Source organism: Amycolatopsis sp. lyj-90 (genome assembly GCF_046549035.1).
In the GTDB taxonomy this organism is placed as follows: domain Bacteria; phylum Actinomycetota; class Actinomycetes; order Mycobacteriales; family Pseudonocardiaceae; genus Amycolatopsis.
This window is the reverse complement of the sequence record NZ_JAJPWP010000009.1, coordinates 225,698-248,036: the sequence shown is the minus strand read 5'-3', so window position 1 is coordinate 248,036 and position 22,339 is coordinate 225,698. Positions and strand designations below refer to the sequence as shown.

General features: G+C 69.0%; 23 protein-coding genes. 11 read left to right on the top strand and 12 right to left on the bottom strand.

The annotated features are described in order from the left end of the window. Nucleotides 1-110: 110 nt before the first annotated feature. The 3 genes from ACLJPX_RS32325 to ACLJPX_RS32315 form a co-directional block, all read right to left on the bottom strand. A complete protein-coding gene (locus ACLJPX_RS32325) occupies nucleotides 111-1,676 on the bottom strand; it encodes a DUF4153 domain-containing protein (RefSeq protein ID WP_410604235.1) in 1,566 nt (521 codons plus the stop codon). Nucleotides 1,677-1,744: 68 nt separating this feature from the next. Continuing rightward, nucleotides 1,745-2,782: an ATP-binding protein gene (locus ACLJPX_RS32320; protein WP_410604234.1), complete on the bottom strand. Its 1,038-nt coding sequence runs from the start codon at nucleotides 2,780-2,782 to the stop codon at nucleotides 1,745-1,747. Next, nucleotides 2,779-3,462 (bottom strand): response regulator transcription factor, encoded by a 684-nt coding sequence (locus tag ACLJPX_RS32315; protein WP_168214530.1) that lies wholly within the window; start codon nucleotides 3,460-3,462, stop codon nucleotides 2,779-2,781. The genes ACLJPX_RS32320 and ACLJPX_RS32315 overlap by 4 nt, the downstream gene beginning before the upstream one ends. A gap of 242 nt (nucleotides 3,463-3,704) precedes the next feature. Here ACLJPX_RS32315 and ACLJPX_RS32310 point away from each other — a divergent pair, with 242 nt between their 5' ends. From ACLJPX_RS32310 to ACLJPX_RS32295, 4 genes are all read left to right on the top strand, one after another. Further along, the gene (locus ACLJPX_RS32310) at nucleotides 3,705-5,276 is read left to right on the top strand and encodes an NCS1 family nucleobase:cation symporter-1 (protein WP_410604233.1); all 1,572 of its coding nucleotides are present in this window, start codon (nucleotides 3,705-3,707) and stop codon (nucleotides 5,274-5,276) included. Then, nucleotides 5,227-6,069, top strand: coding sequence for a nitrilase-related carbon-nitrogen hydrolase (locus tag ACLJPX_RS32305; RefSeq protein WP_101606063.1), 843 nt, complete (start codon nucleotides 5,227-5,229; stop codon nucleotides 6,067-6,069). The genes ACLJPX_RS32310 and ACLJPX_RS32305 overlap by 50 nt, the downstream gene beginning before the upstream one ends. After that, nucleotides 6,069-7,454, top strand: a complete 1,386-nt coding sequence (gene hydA / locus ACLJPX_RS32300; RefSeq protein WP_410604232.1) for a dihydropyrimidinase — start codon at nucleotides 6,069-6,071, stop codon at nucleotides 7,452-7,454. Before ACLJPX_RS32305 ends, hydA begins: the two co-directional genes overlap by 1 nt. A gap of 62 nt (nucleotides 7,455-7,516) precedes the next feature. Next, a complete protein-coding gene (locus ACLJPX_RS32295; protein WP_410604231.1) occupies nucleotides 7,517-8,506 on the top strand; it encodes a TIGR03842 family LLM class F420-dependent oxidoreductase in 990 nt (329 codons plus the stop codon). Nucleotides 8,507-8,583: 77 nt separating this feature from the next. Here the strand turns inward: ACLJPX_RS32295 and ACLJPX_RS32290 are convergent, their stop codons facing one another. Then, nucleotides 8,584-10,074: an FAD-dependent monooxygenase gene (locus ACLJPX_RS32290; protein WP_410604230.1), complete on the bottom strand. Its 1,491-nt coding sequence runs from the start codon at nucleotides 10,072-10,074 to the stop codon at nucleotides 8,584-8,586. Between the two features lie 215 nt (nucleotides 10,075-10,289). On the opposite strand from ACLJPX_RS32290, the gene ACLJPX_RS32285 reads away from it, so the two are divergent. Next, nucleotides 10,290-11,759: an alpha/beta hydrolase gene (locus ACLJPX_RS32285; RefSeq protein ID WP_410604229.1), complete on the top strand. Its 1,470-nt coding sequence runs from the start codon at nucleotides 10,290-10,292 to the stop codon at nucleotides 11,757-11,759. Here ACLJPX_RS32285 and ACLJPX_RS32280 read toward each other — a convergent pair. From ACLJPX_RS32280 to ACLJPX_RS32260, 5 genes are all read right to left on the bottom strand, one after another. Further along, entirely contained in the window at nucleotides 11,735-12,964 is a 1,230-nt protein-coding gene (locus tag ACLJPX_RS32280) for a styrene monooxygenase/indole monooxygenase family protein (protein WP_410604228.1), read from the bottom strand. The two genes, ACLJPX_RS32285 and ACLJPX_RS32280, sit on opposite strands and share 25 nt — an antisense overlap. Before the next feature lie 87 nt (nucleotides 12,965-13,051). Beyond that, nucleotides 13,052-14,287 (bottom strand): serine hydrolase domain-containing protein, encoded by a 1,236-nt coding sequence (locus tag ACLJPX_RS32275; protein ID WP_410604227.1) that lies wholly within the window; start codon nucleotides 14,285-14,287, stop codon nucleotides 13,052-13,054. A 10-nt stretch (nucleotides 14,288-14,297) separates the two neighbouring features. Beyond that, nucleotides 14,298-15,098 (bottom strand): siderophore-interacting protein, encoded by an 801-nt coding sequence (locus tag ACLJPX_RS32270; RefSeq protein WP_410604226.1) that lies wholly within the window; start codon nucleotides 15,096-15,098, stop codon nucleotides 14,298-14,300. A 30-nt stretch (nucleotides 15,099-15,128) separates the two neighbouring features. Continuing rightward, entirely contained in the window at nucleotides 15,129-15,485 is a 357-nt protein-coding gene (locus ACLJPX_RS32265) for a hypothetical protein (protein ID WP_410604225.1), read from the bottom strand. Beyond that, nucleotides 15,482-15,895 (bottom strand): SgcJ/EcaC family oxidoreductase, encoded by a 414-nt coding sequence (locus tag ACLJPX_RS32260; protein WP_410604224.1) that lies wholly within the window; start codon nucleotides 15,893-15,895, stop codon nucleotides 15,482-15,484. The genes ACLJPX_RS32265 and ACLJPX_RS32260 overlap by 4 nt, the downstream gene beginning before the upstream one ends. Before the next feature lie 113 nt (nucleotides 15,896-16,008). Between ACLJPX_RS32260 and ACLJPX_RS32255 the strand changes: the two genes are divergently transcribed. Then, nucleotides 16,009-16,683: a TetR/AcrR family transcriptional regulator gene (locus ACLJPX_RS32255; RefSeq protein WP_410604223.1), complete on the top strand. Its 675-nt coding sequence runs from the start codon at nucleotides 16,009-16,011 to the stop codon at nucleotides 16,681-16,683. 47 nt (nucleotides 16,684-16,730) lie between these two features. Here the strand turns inward: ACLJPX_RS32255 and hemW are convergent, their stop codons facing one another. The 3 genes from hemW to ACLJPX_RS32240 form a co-directional block, all read right to left on the bottom strand. Further along, nucleotides 16,731-17,945 carry a radical SAM family heme chaperone HemW gene (gene hemW / locus ACLJPX_RS32250; protein ID WP_410604222.1) on the bottom strand — a complete coding sequence of 405 codons (1,215 nt, stop codon included), beginning with the start codon at nucleotides 17,943-17,945 and terminating at the stop codon, nucleotides 16,731-16,733. Nucleotides 17,946-18,009: 64 nt separating this feature from the next. Continuing rightward, nucleotides 18,010-18,366, bottom strand: coding sequence for a hypothetical protein (locus tag ACLJPX_RS32245; protein WP_410604221.1), 357 nt, complete (start codon nucleotides 18,364-18,366; stop codon nucleotides 18,010-18,012). A gap of 85 nt (nucleotides 18,367-18,451) precedes the next feature. Next, complete coding sequence (locus tag ACLJPX_RS32240) at nucleotides 18,452-18,865, bottom strand: VOC family protein (RefSeq protein ID WP_101606044.1); 414 nt, start codon at nucleotides 18,863-18,865, stop codon at nucleotides 18,452-18,454. Nucleotides 18,866-18,947: 82 nt separating this feature from the next. Here ACLJPX_RS32240 and ACLJPX_RS32235 point away from each other — a divergent pair, with 82 nt between their 5' ends. The 5 genes from ACLJPX_RS32235 (at nucleotide 18,948) to ACLJPX_RS32215 (ending at nucleotide 22,331) form a co-directional block, all read left to right on the top strand. Then, on the top strand, nucleotides 18,948-19,520 hold the full coding sequence (locus ACLJPX_RS32235) for a TetR/AcrR family transcriptional regulator (RefSeq protein WP_101606043.1): 573 nt from the start codon (nucleotides 18,948-18,950) through the stop codon (nucleotides 19,518-19,520). Between the two features lie 152 nt (nucleotides 19,521-19,672). Then, complete coding sequence (locus ACLJPX_RS32230; protein WP_360907593.1) at nucleotides 19,673-19,759, top strand: putative leader peptide; 87 nt, start codon at nucleotides 19,673-19,675, stop codon at nucleotides 19,757-19,759. 36 nt (nucleotides 19,760-19,795) lie between these two features. After that, nucleotides 19,796-21,490, top strand: a complete 1,695-nt coding sequence (locus tag ACLJPX_RS32225; protein WP_410604220.1) for a nitrite/sulfite reductase — start codon at nucleotides 19,796-19,798, stop codon at nucleotides 21,488-21,490. After that, on the top strand, nucleotides 21,487-21,639 hold the full coding sequence (locus ACLJPX_RS32220) for an Insertion element protein (RefSeq protein ID WP_101606041.1): 153 nt from the start codon (nucleotides 21,487-21,489) through the stop codon (nucleotides 21,637-21,639). Before ACLJPX_RS32225 ends, ACLJPX_RS32220 begins: the two co-directional genes overlap by 4 nt. Beyond that, a complete protein-coding gene (locus ACLJPX_RS32215) occupies nucleotides 21,636-22,331 on the top strand; it encodes a phosphoadenylyl-sulfate reductase (RefSeq protein WP_410604219.1) in 696 nt (231 codons plus the stop codon). The genes ACLJPX_RS32220 and ACLJPX_RS32215 overlap by 4 nt, the downstream gene beginning before the upstream one ends. Nucleotides 22,332-22,339 lie beyond the last annotated feature (8 nt).

Sequence of the window (22,339 nt, the reverse complement as noted above, 5' to 3'; positions counted from 1 at the left end):
GCGCGGAGCCGAGCGAAGCTGCCGATCACTCCGGTGAGCCGGTCGCCGCCTGACCACCGCCTTGATCGCCCTCACCCCCACGAGGGCGATCAAGGCCGTGGTGCCACGGCTCAGCGACGGGCCGAATAGGCGCATTCAGCCTTACTCGCTGCGGCAACGGGGGTCTGACGCGCGAGGGACCGGCTCAGGTTCCATCCTCGCCAATCATCTTCCGAGATACCCGTCACGACCGGCCCGAGCACGCACGACCGCAGTGGCTCCGGGAGCCGGTCCGCCGCGGGGACGACGTCGGCGGAAAACCCTGACAGATAACGGGTGTCGAGCGTCTTGCCGTGCGCGATCCGGTCGATGTTGCGGTCGGCGATGAACCGTTCCGGATCGAGGACGGCCAGCCCCAGCAGCGCCGCGATCGCGGCACCGATGGCCGCGCGCGGCAGCCAGGACGACCGCAACGGGACCAGGGACGCCAGCACCAGCGAGAACACCAGGCCGATCCAGAGTTCGCAGACCTCCACCAGCAGCCGCAGCACGGTGAACCCGTACGCCTGCTGGTATGTCCACATGCGACTCAACGCCGACGCGACCAGCACCAGGCTGAGCACGCTCAGCACGCCGAGCAACCCGCGCTGCCAGGCGCGATCGGCCACCGACGACTTCGGCGCCCAGCGCAGCGCCGCCGCGACCAGCAGCAGGGTCAGCACGGTGATGGCGGACAGCTGCCAGAACCCGCTTCTGGCGTATTCGGCCGCCGTCAGCCCGCCCGTCCGCAGGACGTACTCGCTGCCACCGAACAGCACGACCAGGCGGACCACGACGAAGCTCGCGAACAGCGCCACCAGCACGCCCAGTGGCAGGGCCCACTCGAGCCGGTGCGCCAGCCGCCTGCGCGGCGCGTCGTCCTCGGCGGGCAACGGTGGGGCCGCCAGCAGGTAACACGCCCCGGCGACGGCGAACGCGGCCACGACGAACAGGAAACCCCAGCGCACGAAGGTTCCCGGGTCGAGCTCCGGGATCACCGAGTCGACGACGCTCGCGAACGCGGCGTCCGCGCCCCGCAGCAGCGGGACGAACACGAGCAGCAGCCCGGCGCTCGCCAGCACCGGCACCAGGAACCTCGGCCGCGTACGGCTTTCCGGCTTCTTGCCGAGCTTCACGAGCCCGCGCCCGATCCACGGGACCGAAAGCAGCGCTTCGATCGGGACCGCGAAGACGTCGTAGATGATCGTGTTCACGGTGCGTTTCCCGACCACCGCGAGAGATCCCGCGACACAGGCGGCCAGCACGCACAGCACGTTCAGCCACACCGACGCGCGGAACATGCCGACCGCGAGCAGTCCGAGCGCGACCGCCGCCCACAACGCGCTGGCGAGGCGGAAGTGCGGCTCGGCGTCACCGCGGGCCCGTTTGTCGGCGACGTAGACGGCCACGGCGAAGGCGAGCCCGGCCACGAACCAGCCGACTCCGGGATCGTCCGGCATGGCGACCGCGGCGATCAGCCCGGCGGCGACAGCGGCGGGCAGCACCGAACGGGGCAGCGGGACGATCGACGACTTCGGCGGGACCCGGGGCCGCATCAGCACCGGCACTGGTACTGGCACCGGCGGTGCGGGCGGCAAGGTGTCCGTCGCCGACGGGGGCGACGCGTGCGCCTGCTTCTCCTCTTGTTCTTCGCTCATCGAACCCTCCAGTTTGCGAAAGCACATTCGAGTGGGTGTGCGGAGCCGCGAAAAGAAAGCGGAATGGACTACGGAACCGGGATCACGACGCGGATGACGCAGCCCGGACGCCGTTCGGGGGCGACGACGGCGATGCTGCCGTCGTGGAGGTCGACCACCCACCGGGCGATCGCGAGCCCGAGGCCGGTGCCCCCGCCGCCCGCCCGCTCGCCGCGGGTGAACCGTTCGAACACGCTGTCCCGCTCCCCCGGCGGGATCCCGGGGCCTTCGTCTTCGACCTCGATGACGACGTCGGTCTCGCGGGCCTCCGCCCGCACCCGGACCTCGCCCCCGGCCGGCCCGTGCCGGACGGCGTTGTCGAGCAGGTTGACCACGACCTGGTAGAGCCTGCCGCGGTCGGCGACGGCCACCGCGCCGGGCGGCTGGACGTCGACCGCGAACCGCACGCCGCGGCCGGTCGCGGCGGAGGTCACCCCGGCCTCGGCGGCGACCTCTTCCAGCAGCAGTTCGAGATCGAACTCCTCCAGCTGCAACGGGAACGCGCCGGCGTCGATGCGCGAGAGGTCGAGGAGTTCCGAAACCAGCCTGCCGAGCCGTTCGGTCTGCTGCAGCGCGGTTTTCAGCGTCGCCGGATCGGGTTTGGCGACGCCGTCGACCAGGTTCTCCAGCACGCCGTTCAGCGCGGTGATCGGCGTGCGGAGTTCGTGGGAGACGTTCGCGATCAGCTCGCGCCGCCGTTGGTCCGAGGCGTCGAGGTCGGCGGCCATCTGGTTGAAGGCGTGGGCGAGTTCGCCGACCTCGTCGCGGGCGGTCGCCCGGACCCGCCGCGTGTAGTCGCCCTTGGCCATCGCCCTGGCGGCGGCGGTCATCTCGCGCAGCGGCCGGGTCATCCCGTGCGCCAGGATCTGCGAGGTGACCACGGCGAGCACCATCGCGGCGATCGTGGTGCGCGGCGGCAGCCAGCCGATCTGCCAGTTGAAGAAGGCGAACGCGATACCGCCCGAGGACACCAGCAGGATCGCGAGCTTGAGCTTGATGGACCGGACCGGGTCGAGCGGCCTCGGAAGCGCGTCGACGATCCGGCCGAACAGCGGGCGGAGTTTCACGATCCCACCTCCAGGGCGTACCCGACGCCGTGCACGGTGCGGATGAGGTCCGCGCCCAGTTTGCGGCGCAGCGCCTTGATGTGGCTGTCGACGGCGCGGGTGCCCGAGCCGGTGCCCGCGACGTCCCAGTCCCAGACCTCGCTCAGCAGCCGCTCCCGCGGCTGCACCGCCCTCGGGCGCTTCGCGAAGTGGACGAGGAGGTCGAACTCGATCGGAGTCAGCTGGGCCGGTGTGCCCGCCCGCGTGACCCGCCGCTGTTCGACGTCGATTTCGAGGTCGCCGAGCACGATCTTCGTGCCCGCTTCGCTCACGTCGGTCCGTGCCGACCGTTCGACGCGGCGCAGCAGCGCGTGCACCCTGGCCGAGAGCACGCGCATGGAGAACGGCTTAGTGAGGTAGTCGTCCGCGCCGACGCCGAGGCCGATCAGCATGTCCGTCTCGTCCGACCGGGCGGTCAGCATCAGCACCGGGACCGGGCGGCGGGCCTGGATCCGGCGGCAGACCTCGAGCCCGTCGAAGCCCGGCAGCATCACGTCGAGCACCACCAGATCCGGTTCCCGCGCGGCGTCCGTCTCGACGCCGGAAGGACCGTCGTGCGCCAGATCGACGGTGAAGCCCTCCGCGCGCAGCCGCGCGGCGATGGCTTCGGCGATGGTCACGTCGTCCTCGACGACCAGCACCCGGTGTCCTCCCAGTTCCATGGGGATGACTGTAAGCAGCGACCGTGGAGACCGTTCGGGTGAGCTGTGGAGATCCTGTGGAGATGTTTCACCCGGATTGCCGGATTACGACGACCGTGTGTGTGACGCAGGTCATGCACTCCGGACCCGGCGAACGCAATCGACAGTCTGCGCTCCGACGCCACCAACAGTGAACAGTCTGCCAGTCCCACCTGCGCGACGAGGGCGAGCACGATTCCGCAATGGAGCCGACGGCACGCGGAACCCAGCTCGTGCATCCTGATGGCCGGGTAGAACTCGGCGAGGTCGAGTCCTTGAAGGACAGCCGCTTCTACAACGAAGAACTCGCCCCGGTCCCGGTCGAAAAGCGGACCTGGACGACCTACAACTACTTCGCGCTGTGGATGGGGATGGCGCACAACATCCCCTCGTACGCGCTCGCCGCCTCCTTGATCGCGCTCGGCATGGACTGGCTCCAGGCTTTGCTGACGATCACCATCGGCAACCTGATCGTGCTCGCCCCGATGCTGCTCAACAGCCACGCCGGGACGAAGTACGGCATCCCGTTCCCGGTGTTCGCCCGTGCCTTCTTCGGCATGCGCGGCGCGAATCTCGCGGCGTTGCTGCGGGCGTTCATCGCTTGCGGCTGGTTCGGCATCCAGACCTGGGTCGGCGGCGAGGCCGTCTACATCATCGTCGGACGGCTGGCGGGCTCCGGATGGAAGGACTCCACCGTCGTCCTGGGCCAGCACTGGACGCTGTGGCTGTCCTTCGGGTTGTTCTGGCTGTTCCAGATGCTCATCATCTGGCGCGGGATGGAGGCGGTCCGCCGGTTCGAGAACTGGACGGCCCCGCTGGTCTCGGTCGGCTTCCTGATCCTGCTGGGCTACGTGCTGGTCAAGGCGGGCGGACTCGGCCCGATCCTGTCCGAACCCGGGAAACTGGGCTGGGGGCCGGACTTCTGGAAGGTGTTCGCGCCGTCGCTGATGGCGATGATCGCGTTCTGGTCGACGCTTTCGCTCAACATGCCGGACTTCACCCGCTTCGGCGGCAGCCAGGGCAAACAGGTCCGCGGGCAGATCCTCGGCCTGCCGACCACGATGACCTTCATCGCGGTCGTGGCGATCCTGACCACCTCGGGCGGCAGTGTCCTCTACGGGGAACAGATCTGGGACCCGGCGAAACTGGCCGACCGGTTCGACTCCCCGGTCGTGGTGGTGGTCGCGCTGATCGCGCTGGTGCTGGCGACCGTGTCGGCCAACCTCGCGGCCAACGTGGTCAGCCCGTCCTACGACTTCTCCAACGCCTTCCCGAAGAAGATCACCTTCGCCGTCGGCGGGCTGATCACCGGGATCATCGGCATCGTCATCCAGCCGTGGCGGCTCTACTCCGACCCGAACATCTACATCTTCGCGTGGCTCGGCTTCTACGGCGGCCTGCTCGGCGCGGTCGCCGGGGTGCTCGTCGCCGGCTACTGGGTGGTCAAACGCACGCGCCTCAACCTGAAGGACCTCTACACCGAACGCGGCGTCTACTGGTTCAAGGGCGGCTGGAACTGGCGGGCGCTGGTCGCGACGCTGGTCGGCGCCGTGCTCTCGGTCGGCGGCGCGTACGGCGGGCCGTTCCCCGCCGACGGGCTGATCCCGTTCCTGAAACCGCTCTACGACTACAACTGGGTCGTCGGACTGGCGGGCGCCTTCGTCGTCTACCTGCTGCTGGCCCTGCCCGAGCACAAGCGCACCGCCTACACAGAGGAGGAAGCAAGTGAGCGACCTGGTCCGAGCCGGATTGATCCAGCAGCGGTGGACGGGTGACAAGGAGTCGATGATCGCCAACGCGGTCGAAGCCATCGGCAAGGCCGCTTCGCAGGGCGCGCAGGTGATCTGCCTGCAGGAGTTGTTCTACGGACCGTATTTCTGCCAGGTGCAGGACACCGACTACTACTCCTACACCGAGGGCATCCCCGACGGGCCGACGACGAAACTCATGCAGGAGGTCGCCGAACGGCACGGCGTCGTGCTGGTCGTCCCGATGTACGAGGTCGAGCAGCCCGGCGTGTACTACAACACCGCCGCGGTGATCGACGCCGACGGGACCTACCTCGGCAAGCACCGCAAGAACCACATCCCGCAGGTGAAGGGCTTCTGGGAGAAGTTCTACTTCCGGCCCGGGAACCTGGGCTACCCGGTGTTCGACACCGCCGTCGGCCGCATCGGCGTCTACATCTGTTACGAGCGGCATTTCCCGGAGGGCTGGCGCGCGCTGGGCCTGGCGGGGGCGAAGATCGTGTTCAACCCGTCGGCGACCAGCCGCGGTCTGTCGGAATACCTGTGGCGGCTGGAGCAGCCCGCGGCCGCCGTCGCGAACGAGTACTTCGTCGGCACGATCAACCGGGTCGGCGTGGAACCGCTGGGCGACAACGACTTCTACGGTCAGACGTACTTCGCGGATCCGCGCGGCCAGCTGATCGGCGAGGCCGCTTCCGACACCGAGGAGGAGATCGTCATCCGCGACCTCGACATGGGGCAGCTCGCCGAAGTGCGGGACCTGTGGGCCTTCTACCGAGACCGCCGTCCCGACAGCTACGGACCCCTCGCGGAGGCGTGATGACCACCCTCATCAGCGGCGGGCAGGTGCTGTCCACGGCGGGCGCTTCGGCGGCGGACGTCCTCGTCGACGGCGAGACGATCGCGGCCGTCGGCGCGCCCGGCACCCTGGGACCGGCCGACGAGACCATCGACGCCACCGGGAAGTACGTGCTGCCCGGCGGGATCGACGCGCACACCCATATGGAGATGCCGTTCGGCGGGACGCATTCCGTCGACACCTTCGGCACCGGGACGACCGCGGCGGCGTGGGGCGGGACGACCACGATCATCGACTTCGCCGTCCAGGCCAAGGGCACCTCTCTGCTGTCCACCATGGACAAGTGGCACGAGAAGGCCGACGGCAACTGCGCCATCGACTACGGCTTCCACATGATCGTCTCCGACGTCAACGATTCGTCGCTGAAGGAGATGCAGGCGTGCGTCGACGGCGGGGTCGGCAGCTTCAAGATGTTCATGGCGTACCCGGGGGTGTTCTACTCCACGGACGGCGAAATCCTGCTGGCCATGCAGAAGGCGCGCGAAATCGGCGCCACGATCATGATGCACGCGGAGAACGGCATCGCGATCGACCAGCTGGCCGCGCAGGCGTTCGCCGCCGGGAAGATCGACCCGGTGCAGCACGGGCTCACCCGGCCGCCGGAGCTGGAGGGCGAGGCGACCTCGCGCGCGATCCAGCTGGCCAAGGTGACCGGGGCGCCGCTGTACATCGTGCACCTCTCGGCGTCGCAGGCACTCGCGGCGGTCGCGGAGGCGCGTGACAACGGTCAGAACGTCTTCGCGGAGACGTGTCCTCAGTATCTCTATCTGTCCATCGAGGACTTGGCTAAGCCGGATTTCGAGGGCTCGAAGTACGTCGCCTCTCCCCCGCTGCGCGAGAAGGCGCATCAGGCGGACCTGTGGCGAGGGCTGCGCACCAACGACCTCTCGGTGGTGTCGACGGATCACTGTCCGTTCTGTTTCAAGGACCAGAAGGAACTCGGCCGCGGTGACTTCCGCGCGATCCCCAACGGGATCCCCGGCGTCGAGCACCGGATGGACCTGCTGCACCAGGGTGTCGTGGCGGGCGAGCTCACCCTCGGCCGGTGGGTCGAGACCTGCTCCACCACCCCGGCGCGGATGTTCGGGCTGTACCCGCGCAAGGGCGTCATCGCGGCGGGTTCGGACGCGGACATCGTCATCTACGACCCGTCGGCGAAACAGACCTTGTCGGTCGAAACGCACCACATGAACGTGGACTACTCGGCCTACGAAGGAATGGAGATCACCGGGAAGGTCGAGACCGTGCTCTCGCGCGGCCGCGTGGTGGTGTCGCCTTCCGGGTTCTCGGGCAGTACGACGCACGGGAAATTCCTCTCGCGCGACCTGAACCAGTACTTGAACTGAGGCAATCGAACTCAGTGTGGCGAAGCCGCTCCGTTGAGGGTGGTGGAGGGGAAGAAGGCCGGATGGATTTCGGGATAGTGCTCCAGACCGACCCACCCGCACGCGACCTGGTGCGGCTGATGAAGGCCGCCGAGGACCAGGGTTTCCGCTACGGCTGGACGTTCGACTCGTGTGTGCTGTGGCAGGAACCGTTCGTCATCTACTCGCAGATCCTCGCGGCGACGTCGTCGATGATCGTGGGCCCGATGGTGACCAGCCCGGCCACGCGGGACTGGTCGGTGATGGCGTCGACCTTCGCCACGCTCAACGACATGTACGGCAACCGGACGGTGTGCGGGATCGGCCGGGGCGATTCGGCGCACCGGGTCGTCGGCATGGCACCGTCCACTTTGGCCACCGTGCGCGACTGCATGCACGTGGTCAAGGAGCTGGCCGAGGGCCGGGAGGTCCTGTTGCGGGACAAGCCGGTCCAGATTCCCTGGATCCGCAACGGCAGGCTCGAAATGTGGATGGCGGGCTACGGGCCGAAGGCGCTGAAGACGGTCGGCGAACACGCTGACGGCTTCATCCTCCAGTGCGCCGATCCCGCGATCGCCCGGTGGACCATCGGCGCCGTCCGCGAGGCGGCCCGTGCGGCGGGACGGGATCCGGGCGGGATCACGATCTGCCTCGCCGCACCGGCGTACGTCGGGGACGATCTGGCGCACCAGCGCGAACAGTTGCGCTGGTTCGGCGGGATGGTCGGCAACCACGTCGCGGATCTCGTGGCGCGGTACGGCGATTCCGGGCCGGTGCCGCGCGAACTGACCGACTACATCCGCGAGCGGGAGGGGTACGACTACTCGCACCACGGGCGGGCGGGCAATCCCTCGACCGACTTCGTGCCGGACGAGATCGTGGACCGGTTCTGCCTGCTCGGGCCGTCTTCGGCGCATGTGGAGCGGCTGGAGGAGCTGGCTTCGCTCGGGGTGGACCAGTTCGCGCTGTACCTCATGCACGATCAGCGCGAAGAAACCCTGAAGCGCTACGGCTCGGAGGTCATCGGCCGCTGACCCCTTCTGCGTTCAGTCCTCTACTTGCGGTCCTTGCGCGTGCAACTACCGCAAGTAGAGGACTAATCGCGTGGGGGTCAGGCGCCGAACCAGGCGGCGAGCGCTTCTCGCAGGCCGTCGTCGGTGTCCCCCGCCCAGGCGATGTACCCGTCCGGGCGGATCAGGAGGACGTCGGCGGGCCGGTCCTCGGCCTTGGCGACGTGGACGTCGACAAGTCCTTCGGCGAGCTCGCGGAGCTCCGGCCGTCCGGCGAGGTCGAGCAGGACCGGCCGCGCCGGGCGCAGCAACTCCCCGACGCTGGTCGCGCCCTGGTCGGTCTCCAGCGCGAGATCCGGGACGAAGGTGCCGGCGAGCGCGTGCCCGGAGCCGGGCATCGGGTAGCGCAGGTCGGTCCCGGCGAGATGCGCGGCCAGCCGTCGCGCGGGCTGCTCGTCGCCCAGCAGTTCCTGGAAGACCGTCCGGAGCGCCTCGGCGGCTTCGTCGTGCCCGCGCCGCAGCGCGACCTGCGCCTGGGACTGCAGCAGCGCACGGGCACCGGCGGCGTGCCGTTCCGCGTGATAGGTGTCCAGCAGTCCCTCCGGCGCCCGCCCCTGGATCTCGGCGGCCAGCTTCCAGGCGAGGTTGACCGAGTCGGACATACCGACGTTGATCGCCGTACCGGTCGACGGCAGCAGGTGGGCCGCGTCGCCCGCCAGCAGGACCCGTCCCTCGCGGTAGCGCTCCGCCTGGCGGGCGGAGAACTGGTAGCGCGAGAGCCGGACCGGATCGCCCAGCGGGACGTCACCGCCGAGCACGCGGCGGATGCTGTCGCCGAACTCGGTCAGCGTCAGCGGCACGTCGTCGTCGATCTCGCCGAGATCGTCCTCGGTGGTCTGGATGAACAAGATCCCCGGCGTCAGCGAACCGAGCGCGAACACCCCGTTGTCGGTGCGGGTGTAGCCCGCCTTGATCCGGCCCAGCCCCGGTGTCTCGATGTCGCCGTCGTCGTGCACGGTCAGCCCCTCGGGGATCTTGACCTGCCCGATCCGGTTGACCTCGGGATAGGTGGTCCCGGGGAACCCGATCCCGGCGAGCGCGCGGACGGGGCTGCGTCCGCCGTCACATCCGACGAGGTACGGGGCGGTGACTTCGTACTCCCCCTCCGGCCCGCGGACCTGGGCCGTCACGGAGGTGCCGTCCTGGGACAGTCCGATGACCTCGTGCCCGCGGCGCACCTCGGCGCCGAGTTCGAGAGCGTGTTCCTCCAGCATCCGCTCCAACAACTGCTGTCGCACCGACAGCGCCTTCAGCGGGGGCTCGTCGAACCGCGTGAGGTCGACGTGCACGCCGCCGAACGGGAACCGGTGGGGCGGGACGGGGTCGGTGACGAGCCCCCGGACCCGGTCCAGCAGGCCGCGGTACTCCAGCAGGTCCAGGATCTGCCCGCTGAGACCGTGGGCCTTCGGTGTCTTCCCCTGTTCCGGCCGCCGTTCCAGGACCAGCGGGCGCACCCCGGCCGGCCGCAATTCCGCGGCCAGCATCAGACCGGTCGGACCGGCACCCACGATGATCACGTCGACGTCCGTCAAATCTTCACTCCTGTTCGGCCTGTACTGGCTACGGCCGAGGATTCTGCGGTATCACCGGGGTCTTGCCGCAAGCCCCCAGGTGCGCTATATGTTGAACATGGAGGGGCGCGCCCCTCCTTTTTCGTGCCTGGCGGAGGCGGGGTAGGGCCTGCTCCACCGTCTTTCCGGGTACGCGCACCAGGGATCACGCGCCCGCGAGCCGAGACGCTGGACGGGTGACCACCAGCAGAGTCCGCACCGCCGCTTTGATCACCCTCACCGCACTCGCCGCCGTCACGATCGCGCCCGCGGTCTCGGCCACGCCGAAGGGCATCGCCTGGGGCCCTTGTCCGGCGGGATCGCCATCCGGCTATGACTGCGCCGAACTGGAAGTCCCGCTTTCGTACCGGGATCCGGGCGGCCCCCGGATCACCATCGCGCTCGGCCGCCTTCCCGCGACCGACCAGAAGCACAGACGCGGCACCGTCTTCACCAACCCCGGGGGCCCCGGGAATCCCGGCCGCTTCAGCGAGTTCCAGACCGCGTCGCTGCACCGGCAGTTCGACATCGTGGGCTTCGACCCGCGCGGCGTCGGCGCCAGTACGCCTGTCCGCTGCTTCGCGAGCGAAGCGGAACTCGAGCCGCTCAAGCGGGTGCTCGGCCAGTTCCCGATCACCGTCGAGCAGGAAACCCGGCAGATCGCCGACGTCCGTGAGGTCGCCGCCTCGTGCGGCCGCAACGCCGGGCCGCTGCTGGGTCATCTGTCGACCACGAACGTCGCCCGGGATCTCGACAAACTCCGTGAGGCCGCCGGTGAGCCCCGCCTGCGGTACTACGGTCTCTCGTACGGCACGTACCTCGGCGAGGTGTACGCCAACCTGTTCCCGCATCGCGTCGGGGCCTTGGCCCTCGACGCCGTCGACGATCCGATCGCCTGGTCCACCGGGCACCGTCCGGAGGACGCGAACGTCCCGTTCAGCACCAGGCTCGGCGGCTTCCGGGACGCGGACCGCGCGCTGCAGGCGTTCCTCGACGCCTGCGCGGCCGACGTCCGGTGCGCGTTCCGCGAACCCGGGACGGACCTACGGGCCAAGTACGACGGCATCCTCGACCGGCTCGAGGCCACGCCGGGCGCGATCACCTATCAGGACGTCATCCGGCGCACCCACAACGCGCTGACCGACGAGGGCAACTCGCCCGCGCTGGCGGAATTCCTTCAGTCCGCGACGAAATCGGCCTCGGCGAAAGCCATCGTGACGCCGTTCGACTCCGCACTCGGCGGTGGCGGGACGATCTGCGCGGACACCACGAACCCGCGTGACCCGGCGGCGTGGCCGAAGGCGGCCCGCGAGGCCGATCGAGAAAGCCGCGGTTTCGGTTCGTACGACACGTATCTCTCGCTGCCGTGTGCTTTCTGGCCCGCCTCCGACCCGGCGCGCTACACCGGACCGTGGAACCGGCCGACCGCCCCGATCCTGTTGCTGGCCAACGGCAAGGGCGATCCGGAAACGCCGTACGCCGGAGCGAAACGGACCGAACGCATCCTCGGGAACGCCCGGCTCCTGACGCTGGACGCCTGGGGGCACGGCGCCGCGAACCGCAGCAAGTGTGTCGACGCGGCCCTCGACGCGTACCTGATCCACGGCCGTCTCCCGGCGCGCGGCACCGTCTGCGCCCCGGATCAGAAACCGTTCGACTCGAGGTAGGCGAGCGCGACTTCCTCGTCGGTAAGCCAAGCGGCGTAGTCGGCGGGGTCGGAGAAGACGTGCGCGAACCGGCGTGCCACCTCGGGCGCCGTTTGCGCGGCGTCCAGGGTGGCCAGCACGTGATCCGGTGGCGGCGCGAGGAAATCGTTGCTCAGCCGGGTCGCGTGCTGTGCCTTTTCCCAGTACTTGGCGAAAGTACGGCGCTGGAACGCTTCGTCGAACGGGCGGTCGCCGTGGTCGAGGATGCTCTGTTCGTAGACCGCGGCCGCGTGCGCCGCCAGGTTCGCGCCCTGCCCGGCGATCGGGTCGTTCGTCACCGCGGCGTCGCCCATCGCGAGCACCTTCGCCCCCGACGGCAGCGTCCCGACCGGGTCACGCACGATCGGCAGGACCCGGCCGCGCAGGACGTCCAGCGGCCCGCTCGGGCGTGCACCGGCGAGCGACTCTTCGACCCACGGGAACTGCTTGCGCAGCAGCGTCATCGCGAGAGTGAAATGCTCGTCGACGTCGGTGACGTCGTCCCAGACGTCCATGGGCCCGCCGGGAACTCCGAAGAACCCGAGGCCGAAGACGGGCCCGCGCACCGACTGGACCGGCAACCCGAACAGCTCACCGGCCTGGGAAAGCCCGAACGTCAGGCCCGGATACACCGGAAGCGGCTCGTCGCCTCCGGAGACGAGGTACAGGATCCCGATGGTCCGCTGCGGTTCGCGATACGGGGAACGCGCGTCGTCACGCGGGAAGAGACCGTCGAACTGTGGTCCTCGCCCGGCAGCGACCAGCACGAGATCGAACTCGCGGGCGTACTCCTCCAGCCCGTCGGGCGTCACCTTGCCGATCCGCACCTCACCGCCGCGGGCGGCGAACGCGGTCAGCCAGTCGGACACCTTGACCCGTTGGTCGACCGACTGCGCGGGGTGGTCGAAGCGGGCGCGCCACGAGACGGCGGGCTCCGGGGAGTACCCGGCGAGCCCGAACGACGCGCCGAGCATCTCCGGGGCGGTGCCGTCCCAGAAGTTGATGCCCAGCGCGCGTTCCCGGGTCAGGGCGGGATGGAACAAACACTGGTTCGAGATGAGGCCGCCGGCACGGATCGTTCCGGCGTCGCGGTCGGTGACCACGGTGACGGCGTACCCGTGCCGCTGCAGGCCCAAGGCCAGGACCAGACCGGCTTGACCGGCCCCGACCACCGCGATCCGGCGCATGAGGACCCCTCCCCTTCGGCTGGGTCCAGTCTGGCCGGGTTTCCACCGCGGGGTAAAGGATCCGCCTGATGGGCTGCCCGAAAAGGATCAGCCCACGAGGGCTTGGTACACCAGATTGCGCAGTTCGGCGCGGATCGGATGGGTCGACGACGGCAGCAGCTGGGTGAAGAACAGCACCGTGACGTCCTCGTCGGGATCGACCCAGAAGGCGGTGCTCGCCGCGCCACCCCAGGCGAATTCCCCCGCGCTGGCGAGGGTTTTGGCCTTCACCGGGTCGTCGAGCACGGAAAAGCCCAGTCCGAAGCCGAAACCGTCGTACGGCGTCTCGGAGAACCCGACGCGACCATAGGTCTCCAGATCCACCCCGCCCGGCAGGTGGTTGCTCGCCATGACCTCCACCGTGCGCGAACCGAGCAGCCGGACGCCGTCGAGTTCACCGCCACGCAGCAGCATCTGTGTGAAGCGGTGGTAGTCACCCGCCGTCGAGACCAGCCCCCCGCCGCCCGAGAGGCACGTGGGCGTGACACGGCCGATGGCGCCCATCTCGTCGTGACGGAACGGGGCCTTCGTCTTCGGATGGGGCACATAGAGCGCGGCCAGCCGGTCGAGGGCGGCCGGGTCGGTTTGGAATCCGGTCTCGTGCATGCCGAGCGGGGTGAAGATCCGCTCGCTGAAGAAGGTGTCGAGAGACTGACCGGAGACGACCTCGACGAGCCTGCCGAGGATGTCCGTCGCGACCGAATAGTTCCATTCCGAACCGGGCTGGAACTGCAACGGCTGCCGCGCGAGCGCCTCGGAGACACTCGCGAGGTCGAGTCCCGGCGCGGTGCCCCAGTCGAAGCCGGCCTCGCGGTAGAGCGCGTCGACCGGATGCGTGCGGTGGAACCCGTACGTCAGCCCGGCGGTGTGGGTGAGCAGGTGCCAGAGCCGGATCGGCTCCGTCGCCGGCTCGGTCACCACCCGGACGGACGAGCCCGCCGTGAAGACCCGCGGTTCCGCGAATTCCGGCAGCCACCGGGAAATCGGGTCCCGGAGGTCGATGCGCCCCTCTTCGACGAGCATCATCGCGGCGACCGAGGTGACCGGCTTCGTCATCGAGAAGACACGCCAGATCGTGTCGGTCTCGACCGGGAGCCCGGCCTCGATGTCGCGCAGCCCGTTCGACGCGAGATGCGCGACCTTCCCGTTGCGGGTCACCACGGCCAGGTACCCGGGAAGCAGATTTCGCTCCAGGTACCCGTCGAAGTGCTTGTCGATCCGCCGCAACCGCTCCGCGTCGAAGCCCACCTCGGCCGGGTCGACGTCCACCTTCAGCTCGATCATGCGACCGAGGCTACGCGTTCCGTTCGGCCTGTTTCTCCAGTCGCCACGCCTCGTCGGTCTTCCCGATCCGCCAGTATCCGGAGATGGACAGCAGGTCGCGCCGCATTCCCCGGTCGTCCAGCAGGTGCCGTCGCAGATCCCGGACGAACGCGGCCTCGCCGTGTACGAACGCCTGCACAACGCCGTCACGCCACTCGAGCGCGCGGACGGCGGCTGCGAGATCGTCGCCCCGGCTCCGGTGCAGCCAGGTGATCCGCGCGTCGCCCTTGGTGGTCAGCGACTGCTCTTCGGCGGCGTCCTCGACGAGGATGACCGCGTGCACGGGAACGCCCGCCGGCATCGCTTCGAGTGACGCGGCGATCGCCGGAAGGGCGCTCTCGTCACCCGCGAGCAGGTGCCAGTCGGCTTCCTCGCTCGGCGCGTACGCCCCGCCGGGACCCGAGATCAGCAGCTCGTCGCCCGGTTTCGCGGCGGCGGCCCACGGTCCGGCGACACCCTCGTCACCGTGGTGGACGAAGTCGAGCACCAGCTCGCCGAGATCCCGGTCGAAGGCCCGGACGGTGTAGGAACGCATCCGCGGCCACTGCTCACGCGGCAGCTCTTCGCGGACGCGCGCCAGGTCGAACGGCTCGGGATAGGTGACGCCGGGCACCCGGAAGTGCACCTTGACGTAGGCGTCGGTGAATTCGTTGGGCTGGAACGAGGCGATCCCTTCGCCCCCAGCGACGATCCGGACCATATGCGGGGTGATCCGCTCGGTGCGCAGCACCCGCAACCGGGTCGCCGACACTGATCTCCGCGCCTCGGCCATTCACGATTCCTTTCATGAGGTTAGGTGAACCTAACTGAGCGTACGCCGATCCCGGATCGAGCGGGCGACGTCTCCCATCATCCGATCAAAGCTCTCCCGGACACGCCCGTCGAACCCGGCGAAGAACCGGTTGGCCAGCGGGACCGCCCACCGTCCCCGGGAAGCGACGTTGTACACCCGATGGGTTACCCGCGCACCGGCCGGATCATCCACGACGAGGTACTCCCCGCGGTACCACCAACCGCCCTGCTGGGCGATGAGGCCGCGCTCGGGGTCCATCTCGAAGCCCGGGTTGTACTGCTGCGCTTGAAGAAATCCCGCGATCCGGGCGAAGACCTCATCGGCGGACGCGGGCACCACGTCGTCGACTTCGACCAGCGGTTTCACGCCGCGCTCGCGGCCGGATCACTCACCCTGGTGTTCTGGAACGACGCGACCCGCCAGCCTTCGGACTCCTCCACCAGGACATACGTCAGTGTCGATTCCCGGCCGGGTTCGGGCTCGCCGCCCGCCAGCGACGATCCACCGCCGGACACGACGATCGCGACGTCGGGCCGCACGAACCGGACCTTGGGCTCCTCGCTCCCGGCGACCAGTTTCGATCCCTTCAGCAGCCCCCCGAACAGCGATCGGTGCGCGCTTTCGATGATCACGCGGCCCGGCATGTTCATGCCGAAGAACGTCACGTAGTCGGCGTCCTCGGTGAACAGGTGCGCGTACGCGGCCGCGTCACCCTCGTTCCACGCGTCGGCGAGCTTGCCCAGGACGGCCAAGACCTCGGCCCGTCGTTCGGTCATGATGTCCTCCAGTGGGGCGAACAGTGTTCGTGTGACGAACACTGTTCTACAGACGAACGGCGTTCGCGTCAAGTAGAGTTCGCGGGGTACCCCCGGATCAGGAGGCGAACGAAGTGAGCAGGCCCCGGCATCGCGCCGAGAAACCCGTGCTGTCCCAGGAGCTCGTGGTGAAGACGGCCCTGGACCTCCTCGCCGCCGAGGGGCTGGAGGCGGTGAGCATGCGGCGCGTGGCCCAAGCGCTGGAGACCGGCCCCGCGTCGCTCTACGCCCATGTCGCGAACAAGGAAGAGCTCCACGAGCTGATGGTCGACCACGTCCTCGACTTCGGCCCGGTCCCCGAACCCGAACCGGAGCGGTGGATCGAGCAGGCGAAGGACCTGTTGCGGGAGAACGTGCGCGCGCTGACGTCGTTCCCCGGAATCGCCAAGATCGCGTGGGCCATCCCGGTACCGGTCGGCGCGAACGCCTTGCAGCAGGCCGAAGCCATGCTCGCGGTGCTGCGCGCGGGCGGCCTCGACCTCAAGCAGGCGTTGTTCGCGGCCGACGCGCTCTGGCTCTACGCCAAGGCTTTCGCCTACGAAGGCGCGGGCTGGCAGCACGGCGACATCAACCTGGCCGAGCAGGAGGAACGCGGCAAGCAGATGGTCGAGTACATGACGTCGTTCCCGCCCGGCACGTTCCCGAACATGCTCGGCTCGGGCGAGTACTTCACCGCGGAGACGGCCCAGGAACGGTTCGAGTTCGCCATCGACCTGTTCCTCGCCGGCCTCGCGTCCAGGGCCTCGTGAGTGGTAAGGACGGTTCTAACCGCCCTTACCACTCACGAGGTCACCACTCAGGTGAGCCGCCGCACCAGTCCGTCCGCGAGCAACCGCCCGCGATCGGTCAGCACCGCCCGGTCCTGACCGTCCAAAGCGGACTGATCCAGTAGCCCCTCGGCGGCGGCGACGCGGGCTTCGGCCCGGCCGTCGTCGTCCAGGGCGCCGAGCGGAAGTCCTTCGGACAGCCGGAGCTCCAGCATCACGCGTTCCAGATGCCGGTCTTCGTCGGTCAGCAGTTCGCGACCGGCGGCCGGCGAGTCCCCGGCCGCGAGCGAGGCGGCGTACCGGGCCGGATGTTTGACGTTCCACCAGCGGACGCCGCCCACGTGGCTGTGCGCGCCCGGTCCGGCGCCCCACCAGTCGCCGCCGCGCCAGTAGCCGATGTTGTGCCGGCAGCGGGCTTCCTCCGAGGTCGCCCAGTTGGACACCTCGTACCAGCGCAGACCCGCCGAAGCGAGAACGCGGTCGATCAGTTCGTAGTCGGCGGCCAGCACGTCGTCGTCCGGCGCGGGCAGTTCGCCGCGGCGGATGCGGCGGGCGAGCGCGGTGCCCTCCTCGACGATCAGCGCGTACGCCGAGACGTGGTCGACACCGGCGGCCAGCACCGCGTCCAGCGAAGCCTGGAGGTCTTCGACCCGCTCCCCCGGTGTGCCGTAGATGACGTCGAGGTTGACGTGCTCGAATCCGGCGGCCCGTGCTTCCTCCGCCGCCGCGACCGGACGGCCGGGGGTGTGTACGCGGTCGAGGATCTTCAAGACGTGCTGTGCGGCCGACTGCATCCCGAGCGAGATCCGGTTGTATCCGGCGTCACGGATACCGTCGAAGAACTCGCGCGAGGTGGACTCCGGATTGGACTCCGTCGTCACCTCGGCGTCGGGCGCGAGGCCGAACGTGTCCCGTACGGCGTCGAGGACGCTTCGGAGCCCTTCGGCGCCGAGCAGCGACGGAGTGCCTCCGCCGACGAAGACGGTGTCGACCGCGGGCGGCTTCCCGAGCACGCGCGCGGCCAGGTCGAACTCGCGCTTGAGACCTTCCAGCCAGGACTGCGGCGACGAATCGCTGTCCAGCTCACCGGCGGTGTAGGTGTTGAAATCGCAGTAGCCGCACCGGGTCGCGCAGAACGGGACGTGCACGTAGACACCGAACGGCCGGGTGCCGAGCCCTTCCAGCGCGCTCTCGGGGAGCGCCGACTCGACGGGCGTGGTGGTTTCGGGCAGCAGTGCGGGCACACCCCAGTGTCCCCCACGCCGTGAAGGCCTCCTTCCCCGGGGAAAGAGGCCTTCACGGATCGCGCTATCTGTCGGCGATGTGCACCTTGACCGACGTCGAGCGGGTGCCGTCCTCGAACCGCACCCAGACGAGGGTCTCCATACTCAACGAGTAGTCGTTGACCACGTGGTCGAGCGACCAGTCGCCGTACTCGTCGGACTGGACGTCACGGCTCATGTTCACCTCGACCAGCACCACGTTGGCGAGGTGCCCCCGGGCGTTGGGCGAGCAGCCGACCGCCTCGAACCGGTACGAGCCGCCCTTGTGCAGCACCGCCCCCTCGTCGGGCGAAACCAGCCTGCACCCCTGCTCGGCCCCGGAAGCCGTACCCGGGATCAGCAGGGACGCCAGCACCATCGCGGCGACCACCCATCGGCGCATGCGCAACTCCTCCGTCCAGTGTGGATCGGAGACCGAAGCTAGCGGCGACGCGGGCCCTGCGCGGCCTCACTCACCCGAAGCGGTACTAGGCCAACCCGTTAGCGGCCAACCACTCCTGGCTCGGCGGGATCACCTCGATGATGTCGATGAGGAAGCCGTTGAGGTCCTCGATGTAGAAGTGCCGCTGGCCGAATTCCTCGTCCACGAGCTCCGTGACGATCTTGACCCCCTCCCCGCGCAGCCGCTCGTACTCGGCCGCCGCGTCGGCGACCATCAGGCCGACCATCGACCCGGCGGGCTCCTGCGCCCGCCAAGGCTCCGGCGTGGCCTTGTGACCGCGCTTCGCGAAGCTCATTTCATAGCCCGGCACCCCGACGTTGAGGCTGGAGAACCAGTCGAGCTCGATCGTCACCGTCAACTGCAGGTGCCGCTTCCACCAGGCGGTGGTCTCGGCGATGTCGTCGACGAGCACACAGGCACCGAAACCGCTGAGTTGCATTTGGCGTTTTCCTCCCAGAAGAACCACTTGATGCGTAGTACTATAGACATAGTGGTTTGATCGAAGCAAGGAGAATGTTCCGATGCGACAGAACCCGGAGCGCCGGACCGCCCTGACCGACGCCGCCATCACCGTCCTCGCCCGCGAGGGCGCCCGCGGGCTCACCTACCGCGCCGTGGACGTCGAAGCCGACGTCCCGCCCGGCACGACGTCCAACTACTTCCGGAACCGGGACCAGTTGCTCGGCGAGGTCGGCGTCCGCGTGCAGGAACGGCTGTCGGCGCCCGCCGACGTCATGGCGAATCCGCAGGCCGAGACGCCGTCCCACGACCGGGTCGGCGTGCTGCTCGGCGAACTCATGGGACGGCTGACCGGCCACCGCGAGCCGTATCTCGCCCTGCTCGAACTCCGGCTCGAAGCCACCCGGCGCCCGGAACTGGCGGCCGAGCTGACCAAGACCATCCGCGAGGGCATCGACATGAGCGTCGACTGGCACGTCTCGGCGGGAATGCCGGGCGGGCGGGCGGAGGTGCTGCTGATGTATCTCGCGCTGACCGGGCTCACCGTCGAACGGCTCACCCTCCCGGAAGTCCTCGCGGACGTCACCGACGAAGACGTCATCCGGCTCATCGTGGACCGTGTCCTCCCCTCTTGAGGCTTGCGCGTTTTGCGTCACAGTGGCGGCGGCGAACCCGCGCTTGACCTTCGAAACAGGGCCCTGACCAGCAGAAACAGTCGCACCAAGACGCAGTTCCCAGCATTCGGACCGGCCTAGACCACATAGTGGGCGCGTGGCACGCTGAACGAATGACCCGCGCCGGAATCACCCTCGTGGCACGCCGCCACGTGGATCTCCGTCGTGTGGCGAGCGCGCTCTGTGCGACGAACCGCTGACTCCCCGCCACCACCACGATCTGCCGGAGGACTCCCATGTCGTCGCCCACGCGCGAGACCCCTGCCCGCACGCCCCGGGTCAAACAGAAACGCGGCGAAGGACAGTGGGCACTGGGCTACCGCGAACCGCTGAACCCCAACGAACGGTCCAAGAAGGACGACAACCCGCTCAACGTCCGGGCGCGGATCGAGAACATCTACGCCCACCGCGGGTTCGACTCGATCGACCCCGGTGACCTCCGCGGCCGGTTCCGCTGGTTCGGTCTCTACACCCAGCGCAAGCCGGGCATCGACGGCGGCCGCACCGCGACGCTGGAGCCCGAAGAGCTCGACGACCGCTACTTCATGCTGCGGGTCCGGCTCGACGGCGGCGCGCTGACCACCGATCAGCTCGCCGTGCTCGCCGAGATCTCGCAGACCCACGCACGCGACACCGCCGACATCACCGACCGGCAGAACATCCAGTACCACTGGATCCAGGTCGAGGACGTCCCGACGATCTGGGCCAAGCTGGAGAAGGCCGGGATGACCACGATGGAGGCCTGCGGCGACAGCCCGCGCGTCATCCTCGGCTCCCCGGTCGCCGGCATCGCCGCGGACGAGGTCATCGACGGCACACCCGCGATCGACGAGATCAAGCGCCGCTACATCGGCGACCCGCGGTACTCGAACCTGCCGCGCAAGTTCAAGACCGCGATCTCGGGCCAGCAGGACGTCGCCCACGAGATCCACGACATCGCCTTCGTCGGGGTGAACCACCCCGAGCACGGGCCCGGTTTCGACCTCTGGGTCGGCGGCGGCCTGTCCACCAACCCGATGATCGGGCAGCGCTTGGGCGCCTGGGTCCCGCTCGACGAGGTCCCCGACGTCTGGGAAGGCGTGATCAGCGTCTTCCGCGACTACGGCTACCGGCGCCTGCGCGCCCGTGCCCGAATCAAGTTCCTGGTGAAGGACTGGGGCGCCGCGAAGTTCCGCCAGGTGCTGGAGGACGAGTACCTCAAGCGCAAGCTGACCGACGGCCCGGCGCCCGAGGTGCCCGCCACCCAGATCGACCACGTCGGCGTGCACCCGCAGACCGACGGCAAGTTCTACGTCGGCGCCGCGCCGATCGCGGGCCGTGTCTCCGGCGCCACCCTGCTGGCGGTCGCGAAGGCCGTCGAACGCGCCGGATCGAACCGCGTCAGGCTTACGCCGCAACAGAAACTCGTCGTCCTCGACGTCCCCGAAGCCGAAGTCGCCGGGCTGAAGGCCGAACTGGCCGACCTGGGCCTGCAGACCGAGCCGTCGCCGTGGCGGCGCGGGATCATGGCCTGCACCGGGCTGGAGTACTGCAAGCTCGCCATCGTCGAGACCAAGGCCCGCGCCATCCAGCTGGTCGACGAACTGGAGAAGCGGCTCGCCGACATCCAGGCCGAGATCGAGAACCCGGTGACCGTGCACCTCAACGGCTGCCCCAACTCCTGTGCGCGGATCCAGACCGCCGACATCGGGCTCAAGGGCCAGATCGTCACCGACGAGGACGGCAAGCAGGTCGAAGGCTTCCAGGTGCACCTCGGCGGTGGGCTCGGCCTGGACGCCGGGTTCGGCCGGAAACTGCGCGGGCACAAGGTGACCGCGTCGGAGCTGACCGCGTACGTCGAACGGATCGTGCGGGCGTACCTCGCCGGCCGCGAACCCGGCGAACGGTTCGCCCAGTGGGTCACGCGGGCCGAAGAAAGCGCCCTGCAGTGACCGAACGAGCGACGCCGTATCACTGCCCTTTCTGTGGCGATGAAGACCTGCGGCCTGAGGAGGGCGGCTCTTGGCTGTGCTCGGCCTGTCGCCGGGTCTTCACCGTGAAATTCCTCGGACTGTCCTTCCCGGAGGTGTCACCAGGATGACCGCCACTGCCGACTACAAGACCCTTGCCGAAAGGGCCTCGAAGGAACTCGCCGAAGCGACAGCCACCGAGGCCCTGCGCTGGACCGCGGAGACGTTCGGCGACGACTTCATCGTCGCGTCGAACATGCAGGACGCCGTCCTCATCGATCTGGCCACCCAGGTCAAACCCGACGTCGACGTGCTGTTCCTGCAGACCGGCTATCACTTCCCGGAGACCATCGGCACCCGCGACGCGGTGCAGGCGGTCTATCCCGGCGTGCGGATCGTGAACGCCCAGGCCGCGCAAAGCGTCGCCGAACAGGACGCGGAGTACGGCCCGAAACTGCACGAACGCGACCCGAACCAGTGCTGCCAGCTCCGCAAGGTCGTGCCGCTGCGGAACACGCTCGCGAAGTACTCGGCGTGGGTGACCGGCGTCCGCCGGGTCGACGCGCCGACCCGCGCGGACACCCCCATCGTCACCTGGGACGACCGCAACGGGCTGGTGAAGATCAACCCGATCGCGCCGTGGTCGGACGACGAGTTCAACGGCTACATCAGCGAACACGGGATCCTCGAGAACCCGTTGGTGTCCATCGGTTATCTGTCGATCGGCTGCGCGCCGTGCACCGCGAAGGTCGCTCCGGGTCAGGACCCGCGCAGCGGCCGGTGGGCCGGGCAGGGCAAGACCGAGTGCGGCCTGCACGGGTGAGAAGGGAC